Source organism: Rhodococcus sp. MEB032, assembly GCF_030208925.1.
In the GTDB taxonomy this organism is placed as follows: Bacteria; Actinomycetota; Actinomycetes; order Mycobacteriales; family Mycobacteriaceae; genus Rhodococcus_F; species Rhodococcus_F qingshengii.
Map to the genome: position 1 here is coordinate 151,292 of NZ_JARVSY010000010.1, position 12,635 is coordinate 163,926.

At 62.5% G+C, this 12,635-nt stretch carries 12 protein-coding genes; 7 read left to right on the plus strand and 5 right to left on the minus strand.

Features of this window, described 5'->3' with window-relative positions; all coding sequences use genetic code 11:
• Window positions 1–8 precede the first annotated feature (8 nt).
• Genes QRN54_RS10925 through QRN54_RS10935 form a run of 3 tightly spaced genes read right to left on the minus strand, consistent with a single transcriptional unit; the run spans window position 9 to window position 3,093 of the window.
• Window positions 9–1,109, minus strand: coding sequence for a DNA alkylation repair protein (locus QRN54_RS10925; RefSeq protein WP_209447895.1), 1,101 nt, complete (start codon window positions 1,107–1,109; stop codon window positions 9–11).
• Window positions 1,109–1,426 (minus strand): nuclear transport factor 2 family protein, encoded by a 318-nt coding sequence (locus QRN54_RS10930; RefSeq protein ID WP_007733586.1) that lies wholly within the window; start codon window positions 1,424–1,426, stop codon window positions 1,109–1,111. Before QRN54_RS10930 ends, QRN54_RS10925 begins: the two co-directional genes overlap by 1 nt.
• Window positions 1,423–3,093 carry a PucR family transcriptional regulator gene (locus QRN54_RS10935; protein WP_285182018.1) on the minus strand — a complete coding sequence of 557 codons (1,671 nt, stop codon included), beginning with the start codon at window positions 3,091–3,093 and terminating at the stop codon, window positions 1,423–1,425. The genes QRN54_RS10930 and QRN54_RS10935 overlap by 4 nt, the downstream gene beginning before the upstream one ends.
• Before the next feature lie 195 nt (window positions 3,094–3,288).
• On the opposite strand from QRN54_RS10935, the gene pruA reads away from it, so the two are divergent.
• Both pruA and QRN54_RS10945 read left to right on the plus strand, forming a co-directional pair.
• Window positions 3,289–4,950: an L-glutamate gamma-semialdehyde dehydrogenase gene (gene pruA, locus QRN54_RS10940; RefSeq protein ID WP_058037794.1), complete on the plus strand. Its 1,662-nt coding sequence runs from the start codon at window positions 3,289–3,291 to the stop codon at window positions 4,948–4,950.
• Complete coding sequence (locus QRN54_RS10945; RefSeq protein WP_003940479.1) at window positions 4,950–5,915, plus strand: proline dehydrogenase family protein; 966 nt, start codon at window positions 4,950–4,952, stop codon at window positions 5,913–5,915. The genes pruA and QRN54_RS10945 overlap by 1 nt, the downstream gene beginning before the upstream one ends.
• On the opposite strand, the gene QRN54_RS10950 is transcribed toward QRN54_RS10945, so the two are convergent.
• Window positions 5,912–7,210 carry an NtaA/DmoA family FMN-dependent monooxygenase gene (locus tag QRN54_RS10950; protein WP_058226146.1) on the minus strand — a complete coding sequence of 433 codons (1,299 nt, stop codon included), beginning with the start codon at window positions 7,208–7,210 and terminating at the stop codon, window positions 5,912–5,914. The two genes, QRN54_RS10945 and QRN54_RS10950, sit on opposite strands and share 4 nt — an antisense overlap.
• A gap of 113 nt (window positions 7,211–7,323) precedes the next feature.
• Window positions 7,324–7,869 carry a CGNR zinc finger domain-containing protein gene (locus QRN54_RS10955; protein WP_003939872.1) on the minus strand — a complete coding sequence of 182 codons (546 nt, stop codon included), beginning with the start codon at window positions 7,867–7,869 and terminating at the stop codon, window positions 7,324–7,326.
• A 68-nt stretch (window positions 7,870–7,937) separates the two neighbouring features.
• Here QRN54_RS10955 and QRN54_RS10960 point away from each other — a divergent pair, with 68 nt between their 5' ends.
• Genes QRN54_RS10960 through QRN54_RS10980 form a run of 5 tightly spaced genes read left to right on the plus strand, consistent with a single transcriptional unit; the run spans window position 7,938 to window position 12,432 of the window.
• On the plus strand, window positions 7,938–8,885 hold the full coding sequence (locus QRN54_RS10960) for an EamA family transporter (protein ID WP_285182019.1): 948 nt from the start codon (window positions 7,938–7,940) through the stop codon (window positions 8,883–8,885).
• A 45-nt stretch (window positions 8,886–8,930) separates the two neighbouring features.
• Window positions 8,931–9,887, plus strand: coding sequence for an ABC transporter ATP-binding protein (locus QRN54_RS10965; protein WP_285182020.1), 957 nt, complete (start codon window positions 8,931–8,933; stop codon window positions 9,885–9,887).
• The gene (locus QRN54_RS10970) at window positions 9,887–10,681 is read left to right on the plus strand and encodes an ABC transporter permease (RefSeq protein ID WP_019745005.1); all 795 of its coding nucleotides are present in this window, start codon (window positions 9,887–9,889) and stop codon (window positions 10,679–10,681) included. The genes QRN54_RS10965 and QRN54_RS10970 overlap by 1 nt, the downstream gene beginning before the upstream one ends.
• Window positions 10,682–11,806: a sensor histidine kinase gene (locus QRN54_RS10975; protein WP_003940336.1), complete on the plus strand. Its 1,125-nt coding sequence runs from the start codon at window positions 10,682–10,684 to the stop codon at window positions 11,804–11,806.
• Complete coding sequence (locus tag QRN54_RS10980) at window positions 11,803–12,432, plus strand: response regulator transcription factor (RefSeq protein WP_003940330.1); 630 nt, start codon at window positions 11,803–11,805, stop codon at window positions 12,430–12,432. Before QRN54_RS10975 ends, QRN54_RS10980 begins: the two co-directional genes overlap by 4 nt.
• Window positions 12,433–12,635 lie beyond the last annotated feature (203 nt).

Genomic DNA, 12,635 nt, shown 5'->3' on the forward strand with positions numbered 1-12,635 from the left:
GGATCTCCTCACGCGTCCAAACGGAATACACCTCGCACCTGGCGTACGCCGTTGATCTGCACCTCGACGGCATGTTCGCCGGCGTAGTACTTCCGGGTGCTGATCGGTTTGAAGGAATGCCTCTTCGCGATACGGGCCGGCACCCCGGGTTCCAGCGTTCGTGTTGTCAGTTTGAAGACCTTGGGCGTCGTGGTCCCGTTGGCCTTCACGTGGTGGACGATGTAATCGATCACGACGGTGACGGACTCGCTGCCATTGTTCGTGACGGCGAAGTCGAAGGTGAGTTCTCCACCCGCATCAACTGTTTCGCGGTCGATGACGAACCCCTCGACCACGACGTCGGTGGGCGGCGAGAACCCCAAGAGGGACAGAGCATCTGGATCGCCGGCCTTGATCAACGTCCGCAATGCATGTTTGACGATTTTCAGTGTGTTGGCATCCGGTGTCTGCAGCCAACGCTTCGCAGTCGATACTGCGAGCGCAGCGTCAGCACGACTGAGATCGTTGAGATGGTTTGCGACCGAACGTCGTACATATTCCGAATCATCCCGATACAGCTCGTCGAGAATGACGATTGTCGACTCGGGACGCGCCGTCAATTCTTTCACTCGTCTTCCCCAGGGCAAACGAGTACGAGTGCCTTCGGTCGCCAAGCGCCGGACGTGTTCGTCTTCATGGCCGGTCCAGGTGAGTGCGATCGCCAGCGAACGGTCAAGGTTCGTTTCGAGAAATGAGCGAATTGCGAATTCGGCCGTCAGACGCGACGTCAACTCGGCAAGCAGAGCCATTCCCTCGTCGAAATCCGACTCGGAGCCACTTCGTGTCGCCGTGACGGCGACGGCTTCGGTCACCGGCCAGATCATCCAACCGGTGAAGGTCTCTTCTGAAAGCGCACGGCGGATGATCTCGGCGAAGGCCGGAAGATCCTGAGGCAGTTCGGCAGTCATCGCGTCCCGCACAACGCGCGTACGTTCGCCGAGACTCATACCGTCGAATTCGGATGTACTACCCCGAACGAGGGCGAGGCGTGTGTGACCGGAGGCTCGCTCTAGACAGCCTGCCAGATCGGCGACGACGGATTTCCCGAGCAGTTCGTCAGCGGTGGGCATCAGGGGCACACCGTGAGAGCGGAAATCCGATCACCGTCGAGAGTGAAATGGTGATGTAACTGGACGGGGCTTCCGGGAAAATCACCCTCGACCTTCACCGACACGACAACGGCCGAGCCTGGGGTGTTGACCGACTCGATCTTCTGGGTGAAGGTGAACGCCGTCGACACGGCGGACTTCCACGCCACGATTTCTTCGATCCCGACATACGTACGGCCGTCGTCACGAACCACTGCGTCTTCGGTGAAAACGCCGCGGACGTCGCCGCCGTCGAAATACGCGCGCGCTGCGCCTGGCACCTTCGCTGAGTCGATCATTCGCGAAGAGTACTGCTGGGGTCCGACAGGTTCGGCGAACTCACTGCCCGAGCAGACGCCGCCAACTGAATCTCCATCAACAGCCTGGCCGACGGCTCGGAGAGGTCGGTATCCGTGATCTCCTCGACCCTCTTGATCCGATACCTGAGGGTGTTCGGGTGAATCCGAAGCTGCTCGGATGCACGTCGGACATCGCCCGAATGTGCGAGGTAAACGGAGATGCTTTCGCGCATGTTCGACCCGTTGCGTCTGTCGTAGACGTCCAGGGCGTCGACTCTCGGATCGTGCAGTTGCTCGTCGGCCGCAATGGTGTCCATGATTTCGCCCAGCAGCACCGGTGTGCGCGAGTCCGCGAGGGTGGTCACACGAACATCCCCCGACGTTCCGTCCAAGACCCGATCCACTTCGGCCCGAGCCTGGGCCACCTCCGCAAGCGTCGAAACCGGCGACGAGACCGCGGCCCGTAGCCCCGAAGGCGACACCTTGTCCAAACGCGCGACAACTTCGCGGGTCCACGAGACTGTGGATTTCACGGATTGGGTTCGCGGAAACAGCACATAGATCCGGGTGCCGACGGCACTCACCAGCGATTCACGCTGAAAGGCGCTGGCGTGCAGTCGCAAAGACGACACGAGTTCGCCCGAAGACGGCAGCCCACCGTTTCCGATACTCGCCACTCCGACCACCATCGCCGGTCCGGACATCGGGATGGTCAACGAGGCCGCGAGCGAAGGAACGTCGACACCGCCGCCGCGAACCCCGAGCAACCGCTGAATCTGTATCGCCTCGTTACTCGGCGCGTCTCGGATGCGCGAAATCAGCCGAGCAGCAACGGCCGCGGCACCGCGGAGCACGCTGTCAGCATCGCCGGCAATGGGAACCGGGCCTTCCTGCACCCAGATCGTGCCGAGAAGATCAGAGCTGAAACCGCTCTCCCCCTTGACATTGTCGGATATTCTCCGAATCGGAACCACCAACCGTCGCCTGATCGCAAGGTCGTCGTGAGCGGGCACCTCCACTACGTCGTCGCTTCGCCGCAGGCTCTCGAAGACGCCCCACTCCTGTAGCTTTCTGAGGTATTCGCGAGGTCCTTCGCGGCCGAGGATTGATTGCCGACGTAGCTCGTCCGCAGCATCTCCCGATGCCGAATAGGCCAAGACGTGGGAATGCTCGTCCTCGATGCTGACCATCCCCCGCATGATTGCGGCGACGTTCTGCGCCAGCTCGAACAAGTCTGTGTCACTACCGAATACGATGTCGTCCGAATCCTGTCGGGACACCGAATGATCGAGCACGCCCCGGATGGTCGTGAACAATCGATCCCAACGAGCATCCGGATGGACCGCTATCAAGGCGATCCCGGCGCGCTGTGCCGCCGCACGCACCGACGTGTCCGAGACCTCCTTCGACATGACGGCCCGAGGCGCTGATCCCTTCTGATCGAGGCGGTTCAGCCAGGCCGCCAATTCGGCTGCGCCGATACCGACAGCGAGCCAGAGCTCAGAGGATTCGACGGCCGCGGTTCCGGGGCGCGTGAGGTCCCCGACCTCTGCGAACACCACGGAGTCGACGAAGACGTCATCACCCGACGGCGCGAGGACGAGCTCGACAAAAGCTCCGCCCAGCGCCCGAAGGACCGCGTCGAGCCTGACCCCACGGATAGACACGTACCACCCACTCTCCGGACCGTCGCAACGCCTCAACTTCGAGAATAGTGCATTTTCCTGCGAAAACGGTTCAGCCGATCGGACAAACACGGACACCGATGTTTGGCCGCTCAGCGGATTACTCGCCGACGTCTTTCGACTTGACTGGTTCACGACACGACAACTGCCCACTCCTGAGTCTGCCGAAGGATCGTCATGGACGCCGTTACCAATGTCCCCCACCCAGCCAACGAACCGGTGAACAATTACGCGCCGGGAAGCCCGGAACGATCGCGCCTCCGTACGAAACTGACCGAACTGGCCGAATCGCCGACCGACATCAGGCAGGTCATCGGCGGCATCCACCGAACTGCGGAAGGTAAGCGAGAGAGCGTTGTTCAACCACACCGTCACAGTTCGGTGCTCGGATCGTATGCGGGCGCAACCCACTCGGACGTTCGTGATGCCATCGACGCCGCCACACTCGCCGCCCCGGCCTGGCGCGACCTCTCGTTCGACGACCGCGCTGCGGTCTTCCTCCGCGCCGCCGATCTACTTTCCGGCCCGTGGCGCGAAACCATCGCCGCCGCAACAATGCTCGGCCAGTCGAAGACCGCATACCAGGCCGAGATCGACGCGCCCTGCGAACTGATCGACTTCTGGCGTTTCAACGTCGCGTTCGCACGTCAGATACTCGCCGACCAACCCGTTTCCGCTCCGGGAGTGTGGAATCGCGTCGAATATCGTCCACTCGAAGGTTTCGTCTACGCGATCACTCCCTTCAATTTCACCGCCATCGCCGGAAATCTCCCCACAGCACCGGCCCTGATGGGCAACACCGTGATCTGGAAGCCGTCACCCACGCAGGCCGTCGCGGCGTACCTGACAATGCAACTACTCGAAGCTGCCGGCCTCCCGCCCGGGGTGATCAATCTTGTTCTCGGCGACGGCCCCTTGGTGTCCGAGGTCGCGCTTGCCGACCCCCGACTGGCGGGTATCCACTTCACCGGATCCACCGCAACGTTCCAGCGTTTGTGGCGTGAGGTCGGAGCCAACATCTCGAACTACCGGACGTATCCGCGTCTCGTCGGCGAAACCGGCGGCAAGGATTTTGTACTCGCACACAGTTCCGCTGACCCGGACGTACTCACGACGGCATTGATTCGCGGGGCCTTCGACTACCAGGGCCAGAAATGTTCGGCCGCATCACGGGCGTTCATCCCGAAGTCGGTGTGGGCCAAGATGGGCGACACGTTCATCGACACTGTGTCGTCGCTGAAGTACGGAGACGTCACCGACCTGACGAACTTCGGCGGCGCCGTCATCGACCAACGTTCGTTCGACCGAAACGCCGCCGCGATCGTCCGCGCCAAGTCGACCAGCAGCCTCACCATCGCAGCAGGCGGCGACTACGACGACCGCGAAGGATTCTTCATCTCGCCGACGGTCCTGCTCGGTGACGACCCCAGTGACGAGGCCTTCAGCACCGAGTACTTCGGCCCCATCCTTTCGCTTCACGTCTACGACGACTCCGCACCGAATGCCTACGCCGACATCCTCGCTCGTATCGACAGCGGATCCGCTTACGCCCTGACCGGTGCCGTGATCGCCACCGACCGTGCGGCCGTCGATCAAGCTCATCATGGTCTGCGGTTCGCCGCCGGAAACTTCTACGTCAACGACAAGCCGACGGGAGCGGTTGTCGGACAACAACCCTTCGGAGGTGCGCGGGCTTCGGGTACCAACGACAAGGCCGGTTCGCCGCAGAATCTGCTCCGTTGGGCGTCGACACGCACCGTCAAGGAAACCTTCGTTCCTCCCACCGATCATCGTTACCCCCACCAGGACGTCGATCCAGCCGAGAGCGAGAACCGTTGATGAGTGCCGTCTCGCTGAGCAACCCACTGCGCCCGGTGCTCCTCGCGGCGGCACGCTCGTCGCGACTGGAGAAGACAGTCTCCGGGATGACCTTGACCCGCAAGCTTGTAGACAGGTTCGTCGCCGGGGACGCGGAACCCGCAGCGATGTCAGCGGTGCGCGACATCCTCACCAGTGGCCGGTTCGTGACGGTCGACTACCTCGGCGAGGACACCACCGATCCGGCTCAGGCAACAGCTACCGTCGATGCCTATCTCTCCCTTCTCCGCTCGTACGCAACGCTTTCCGAGATTGCCGGGACGCAACACTCCCTGGAGGTTTCGCTCAAGCTCTCCGCGTTGGGGCAGTCACTTCCCGGTGACGGCGAGAAGATCGCCCTGGCGAACGCTCACCGAATCGTCACAGCGGCAGACGAAGTGGGCGCGTGGGTCACCGTCGATGCGGAGGATCACACCACCACCGACTCGACACTGTCCATCGTCGAAGAGTTGCGCCGCGACTTCCCGACGCTCGGCACGGTCCTGCAGGCGTACCTACACCGCACCGAGGCCGACTGCCGGCACTTCTCCGGATCAGGTTCACGAATTCGGCTGTGCAAGGGTGCATACAAGGAACCGGCCGGCGTCGCGTTCCAAAAGGCCGCCGAAGTCGACGCGTCGTACGTGCGTTGCCTGAAGGTCTTGATGGAAGGTGACGGATACCCGATGGTGGCCTCCCACGATCCCACCATGATCGACGCCGCCCTCGGACTCGCCACACTGACCGAGCGGACAGCCGCGGATTTCGAGTTCCAGATGCTCTTCGGCATCCGCGACGGCGAACAACGCAGATTGGTAGCCGAAGGCAATCACCTGCGGGTCTACGTTCCCTACGGCAGCCAGTGGTACGGCTACTTCATGCGTCGCCTGGCGGAAAGACCGGCCAACCTCATGTTCTTCATGCGCTCACTCGCTTCCAACAACTAGACACCGGAAACCGGTGGCAGCGGTGGCAACTCGAGGTTTTCGCGAAAGGTACCGCCGACGTAGTCGGATCCCACGATTCCGCGCTTGCGCAGCTCCGGCAGCAGCCCGTTCGTGACGAAATCGCGTGTACGCGGATCGGCAAGGTCACCGAGCGTGATGACGTCGAGTACGCCCGCGTCGTATCGTTCCTCGATCGCGTCCGCGAGCTGTTCCGGGGTGCCCGCCGCTGCCCAGTGGCCGGTGTCCTTGGACGCGATGATCAACTCACGCAGAGTCTTTCCTTGTGATGCGAGCTTGCCGAAGATCTCGACCCGGCCCCGTCGTCGATTCACCGACGACGGGTCCGGCAACAACGACTCCGGGATCGGCCGATCCAGCGGCAATTCCGAGAAATCCACGTCACCGCCGAACATGTCGGCAAGCCTGGTGCGTCCGGCGTCGAAGTCCGTCGATTCCTCGGCTTCTCTGACCAATCGTTCGACTTCGGCTTCGGTAGCGCCGTACGTTGCGTGGAACGAGCTGAAAATCAGTGGCAGTTCGTCCCCACGCCCCAACTCTGCCGCCCTGGCGCGGATCGTCTTCGTGTAGGTGACCGCGTCCTCGAAGGTTGCGAGAGAAGTGAATACGACCTCGGCGAAGCGAGCACCCAGTTCGATACCTCCGGCAGATTGGCCTGCCTGGAATTGGACCGGACGACGCTGCGGCAGGGATGGAATGTTCAACGGCCCCTGCACGGTGAAGTACTTGCCTCGGTGCTCGATGGGGACCACCCTCGACGGATCCAGCACCGCAGAGCCCTCTCCCCGGATCAAGGCGCCGGGCTTCCAGCTGTCGAAGAGCGCGTTGACCACCTCGAGCGATTCGGCCGCTCGGGCGTACCGCTCCTCCGGACTCGGCAGGTCCAGGTCGCTGTAGTTCTCTTCTCCGAGTGAGGAAGTGACGGCATTCCATGCGGCTCGACCATTGCTGACGTGGTCCAGGGTGCCGAACAACCGTGCCAGGTTGAATGGGTGATGAAACGTCGTCGTGACGGTGGCGATGAGCCCCACATGGGTGGTGACCGCACTCAGCGCGGCAAGGAAGATCAACGGCTCCTGCGCACCGATCGCGCCCTGCGCACCGAAACTCAGCAGGTCGGCGGCAAACAGTCCGTCGATCTTGTTCGCCTCGGCCGTCTTTGCGACGTCGATCGCGGACGCGACCGTCGAAGTCGTCGGATCGATCGCGGCGTCGTAGATACTCACCGCCCCGCTGACACCGGTCACCGTCTTGAGTGGACGCCTACGATCGGCCACCGACCATCCTCCTGGCTTCGCGAAATCTGTTCCGAATTCACAACGCTAGACCGATCCTGGCTCCCGACAAGGTATTCACTCAGCCTGGTTCTATCCCTCCGAACGCCGCTTGGTCACGCCCCGGATTTACGGGCACGATAGGCGGCGACGTGCGCCCTGTTCCCACAGTTCCCGGTGTCGCAGTATCGCTTCGAACGATTGCGCGACAAATCCACGAAGACCGCTTCGCAGTCCGGGGCCTCGCACCATCGCAACCTCGAGAATTCGTCGGTTCGGATCAGATCGAGCACACCCATCGCCGCTTCTGCGGCCATCCGGTCCACCAGTGGCGAATCGTCAGCGGTGACGTGCAGGTGCCAGCCGAGGTCGTCGTGCCTGGTGAGCCGCGGCCTCGCGCCCGATTCGAGTAGCAGTGTGTTCACCACCTCGACGGCGTCGTCCACTCCCGCGGCTTCCCAGAACTTTCGCAGTCGTGGACGCAGCGCACGAACCGCCGTCAATTCCTCCGGTGTGCCGTCCCGCCTGCCGGTCCAGCGATCCGCGTCGAGAAACCGTGTCAGCTCCTCTTGATCCGGAAGCAGTTCGGCCCCGCCGCGGGCCGTGTTGACCAACGACGCGGCGAAGACGAGCGCCGATTCCGTGTCACCAGCAAAATGCACTTTGACTCCTGAGCCGTATCAACCTAATGTCAGCATCGTAATCGCTTTTACTCCTGACGGGTGACGACGTGAACTCTCGCAACGGCTTGATCTTCGCTCTGCTGTCCGCGGCAACGTTCGGCGTATCGGGCCCGTTCGCGAAATCTCTCATCGAATCAGGGTGGTCCCCCGGCGGCGCAGTGTTCGCGCGCGTTGCCGGCGGCGCACTGGTGATGATGGTGATCGCCGTAGCCACCCAATGGCCTCGCCTACGACAGGTGAGCACCCACACGCGAACGGTACTGCTGTACGGGGTGTTCGCGATCTCGGGCGTTCAACTGTGCTTCTTCAATGCCGTGCAACATCTTTCGGTCGGCGTCGCATTGCTTCTCGAGTACCTTGCACCGATCATCGTCATCGGGTGGGTGTGGATAACCAAGGGCGCACGTCCGAGCGTGCAGACGCTTCTCGGTGCGGCGGTGGCCTTGATCGGCGCCGCCGTGGTGATCGACGTCTTCGGATCGGCAGAGATCAGTGCCGTCGGAGTCGCCTGGGGACTGGCCGCCGCGGCATGCCTTGCAGTCTATTTCGTCATTTCCGAACGTGCGGACGGTGATCTCCATCCAGTTGTTCTCGCGGCATCGGGGCTCACGGTCAGTGCAGTGGTCATCGGCGCGCTCGGACTCGTAGGCGTCCTCCCCTTCCAGTTCTCGGCCTCGAACGCCGTCGTGGCAGACCATTTGGTGAACGTGTGGCTGCCGGTGGTGGTCCTGGTCCTGGTCAGCACTGTCATTGCCTATCTCACCGGCATCGCCGCGATCACGCTGCTGGGGCCGACAATCGGGTCTCTGGTAGCGCTGACCGAAGTGCTGTGCGCGGTCGTCGCCGCGTGGATCCTGGTCGGGGAATCCGTCACCGCACTCCAAGCTGTAGGTGGCGCAGCAATCATCGCGGGGTTGGTCCTCGCGCGCCTCGGTCAGGTTGCACCGAAACAGATACCGGCCGACCCGATGACAAATGTCATGGCAGAAGAATGACGGACGGACGAGGGATCACGACCTCGAAGCGAGCAGATTCTATGTATGACCTCAACACAGGCACGGCATTCACCACAGGCACTGCATACACGCACTGAAGGTTCGGCACACGACGCCGTCCGGTTGACCGGACTTCGCAAGAGTTTCGGAACCGTCGACGCCGTCAAAGGTATCGACCTGAGCATCCGCCCCGGCGAGATCGTCGCGTTCCTCGGCCCGAACGGCGCAGGCAAGACGACAACCATCGACATGATCCTCGGCCTGTCCCGGCCGACGTCAGGCAAGGTGAGCGTCTTCGGAATGTCACCTCGATCGGCGATTGCCCGCGGACTCGTCTCGGCAGTCATGCAGACCGGCGGACTACTGAAAGAGCTGACGGTTGCCGAGACGGTGCAGCTGACCGCCAGCCTGTACTCCCAATCCCGTCCGGTCGACGAAGTGCTGGGGAGAGCCGGAATCCTCGACATCTCCGATCGCCTGGTCAGCAAATGCTCAGGCGGACAACAACAGCGGTTGCGATTTGCGATGGCGTTGCTGTCGAACCCGCAATTGCTCATTCTCGACGAGCCCACCACCGGCATGGACGTCGAAGGGCGTCGGGACTTTTGGTCCGCCATCCGCGCCGACGCAGATCACGGTCGCACTGTGCTTTTTGCGACGCACTACCTCGAAGAGGCCGATGTCTACGCCGACCGCATCATCCTGGTCAGGCAAGGCACCGTGGTCGCAGACGGGACCACCGCCGAGGTCAAGGCGATGGCGTCCGGACGCACCCTGCGCGCGACTGTTCCAGGCATCACCGACGAACTCCTGCGAGCCATACCGAACTCCGACGCCGTCGAGGTGCGCGGTGAGTCGCTGCTCGTGCACTCGGGTGACACCGATGCCGTTGCACGGTTCCTGTTGACCAATACGCAGGCTCGCGATCTCGAAATCGTCTCGCGTGGCCTCGAAGACGCATTCATCGCACTCACGTCGAACAACTCCGAAGGACAGAAGTGATGACCACTGCAACCGAAGCGAACACCTACGGAGCCGAGCGAACCGTCGTACCTCTCGGCGGATTCAACACGACGCTACTGCGACTGGAATTTCGTCGTCTGACTCGCAACCGGCGCACGATGATCTTCACGCTCGTCATGCCGGTTGTCTTCTTCCTCGTCTTCGGTCTCGGTCAAGGCGACGACGACCACGGGATCGGGCACGGCAATGTCGCCGCGTACATCATGATCAGCATGGCCCTGTACGGCGCGATGCTGGCCACCACCAGCGGCGGCGCGATGGTCTCGATCGAACGAGCGTCCGGGTGGAGCCGACAACTTCGGCTGACTCCCCTGACCCCGGTCGCCTACATCGCCGTCAAACTGATCATGGCGATGCTGCTCGGTCTCGTCTCGATTCTCGTGGTCTACGTCGTCGGCGCGTTCACCTCGGCGCAGATGGACGGATCACTCTGGTTCACAACGGCATTGATCGCCTGGCTGGGATCGTCGATCTTCGCGGCCTTCGGCCTGTTCATGGGGTACCTACTCCCCAGTGAGAACGTCATGCAGTTGCTCGGACCGGGACTGGCTCTGCTCGCATTCGGCGGCGGACTCTTCGTACCACTCACCGACGGTTCCGTATGGGCGACCATCGCACAGTTCACCCCGATGTTCGGCATCAACGCCCTCGCCCACGCACCGTTGACGGGCAATAGCATTCACTGGACCTGGATCGTCAATATCCTGGTGTGGTTCGCCATCTTCGCCGGCGGAGCGATCTGGCGGTTCCAACGAGATACGGAGCGTGTGTAGTTGTCGCAAACGACTGACCGAGAAGATTCCGTCGCGCTCCCGCGGCGGAATCGTTTCGGCGTTCTCTTCGCGGCGGTCTGGATGGTATTTCTCGGCGGGCCGCTGATCGAGGGATGGAATCTACGCGACGAACTGCGCGGCTGGACAGGGATTCTCGCGACGATCGCCTTCAGTGCCCTCTACCTCTACACCTTCGCCACAACGCAGCAGCGGCGTCGAATGACGATGACTCGGCCGACGATTCGCGAAGCTGCACTGGCTCTGTCCGCCTTGACCGCGTTGGCCGCTGTGATGATCGTGAGCGTCGGGCCGACAGGTTTGACAGCAGCACCGTACCTCGCGGTGACAGCGGTGACGCTGTTGCCGACCGTCGCCGGCGGCATTCTCGCTTTGGTGTTCGCGGCCTCCGTGGAGATAGTCAGCCTCTCGTCCGGATGGGGAAACTACTCCGGACTCTCACTCGGAGTCTGCGCGGCCGCGTTCGCGACCTGGGGAATCATGTCCCTGATCAGCCGCAACTTCGCCATACTCCATGAACGCGAAGAGCAGGAGCAGCGGGCAATCATGGAGGAGCGAACGAGGATGGCGCGCGATCTGCACGACATCCTCGGGCACTCGCTGACCGTCATCACGATCAAAGCCGAACTGGCCAATCGCCTACTCGATGTCGATATCGAACGTGCGCGCAACGAACTCGACGACCTCGAAAGACTTTCTCGTGACGCGTTGGCAGACGTGCGCTCGGCCGTCGAAGGATTTCGTGGGATTTCGCTACCCGTCGAGATAGCCCGAGCGCGAGAGGCATTGCGTGCGGCTGGTATCGAGGACGAGGTGCCGAGCAGTACCGACATGGTTCCCACGCGTCTTCGGGAACTCTTTGCATGGACGATCCGTGAGGGCGTCACCAACGTCGTTCGACACAGCGGTGCGACCCACTGCCGGATCACGGTCGACGAAAATAGTGCGTCGGTCGTCGACGACGGACGAGGGGCCGAGTCGACGTCTTCCGGAAACGGTCTGATCGGATTGCGCGAGCGCGCCGGAGCGTCGGGCGCACGAGTGATCATCACTCATCCCCAGCCACAGGGGTTTGCACTTCAGGTAGTCGAACAGGAGACAGAGTGAACAGCCAGGGCGATCGAGCAACCATACGGCTGCTCTTGGCGGACGATCAGGCGCTCGTGCGAGGAGCTTTGGCCGCGCTGCTCGATCTGGAATCCGACCTGTCCGTGGTGGCCGAGGTCGGTCGCGGCGACGAGGTGGTGTCCGCCGTTCTCGAACACCGCCCGGACGTCGCGCTTTTGGACGTCGAGATGCCCGGCATGGACGGAATCGCCGCGACGGCGGCCCTTCGCGAGGCAGCACCCGACACCCGGGTTCTGATCGTCACCACGTTCGGCCGTCCCGGATTTCTTCGTAAAGCCCTGCACGCCGGGGCCGGCGGGTTCGTCGTCAAGGACACCCCCGCCAGGCAGCTTGCCGACGCGGTCAGGCGTGTCCACGCCGGACTGCGCGTCGTCGATCCCACCCTTGCGGCCGACAGCCTCGTCAGCGGCGAGTCGCCCCTGACGGAGCGTGAGACCCAAGTACTGCGCGCCGCTCACGACGGCGCACCCGTGGCAGCCATCGCAGGGGCGCTCTTCCTGTCTGCCGGGACAGTTCGAAATCATCTGTCATCCGCGATGGGTAAGACGGGTGCGTCGACGCGCGCGGAAGCCGTCAGAATCGCCGAGTCGAACGGCTGGCTCTGATCCGCGCGTCTGGAATAGCCTTCCCCGGCAAATAGTTCGCCGTTCGATTCGTGATGGCGATTTGTCCAGATCACTCAAAGTAGGGACCTTCTACCCTAGGGATTTTCCCTGCAAACGACCGCTTCGCGAGAATCTGAAACAGCTAATCGTTCGATAACTGGCTATGATGCAGTTAATTGAACCGACGGAGCCTGTGCGTAGCG

Excerpts from the sequence above, each read along its gene's own strand:
- QRN54_RS10970 (WP_019745005.1), top strand. The coding sequence starts at position 9,887 with ATGACCACTGCAACCGAAGCGAACACCTACGGAGCCGAGCGAACCGTC.
- QRN54_RS10930 (WP_007733586.1), bottom strand. The coding sequence starts at position 1,426 with ATGATCGACTCAGCGAAGGTGCCAGGCGCAGCGCGCGCGTATTTCGAC.
- QRN54_RS10965 (WP_285182020.1), top strand. The coding sequence starts at position 8,931 with ATGACCTCAACACAGGCACGGCATTCACCACAGGCACTGCATACACGC.
- QRN54_RS10945 (WP_003940479.1), top strand. The coding sequence starts at position 4,950 with ATGAGTGCCGTCTCGCTGAGCAACCCACTGCGCCCGGTGCTCCTCGCG.
- pruA (WP_058037794.1), top strand. The coding sequence starts at position 3,289 with ATGGACGCCGTTACCAATGTCCCCCACCCAGCCAACGAACCGGTGAAC.
- QRN54_RS10925 (WP_209447895.1), bottom strand. The coding sequence starts at position 1,109 with ATGCCCACCGCTGACGAACTGCTCGGGAAATCCGTCGTCGCCGATCTG.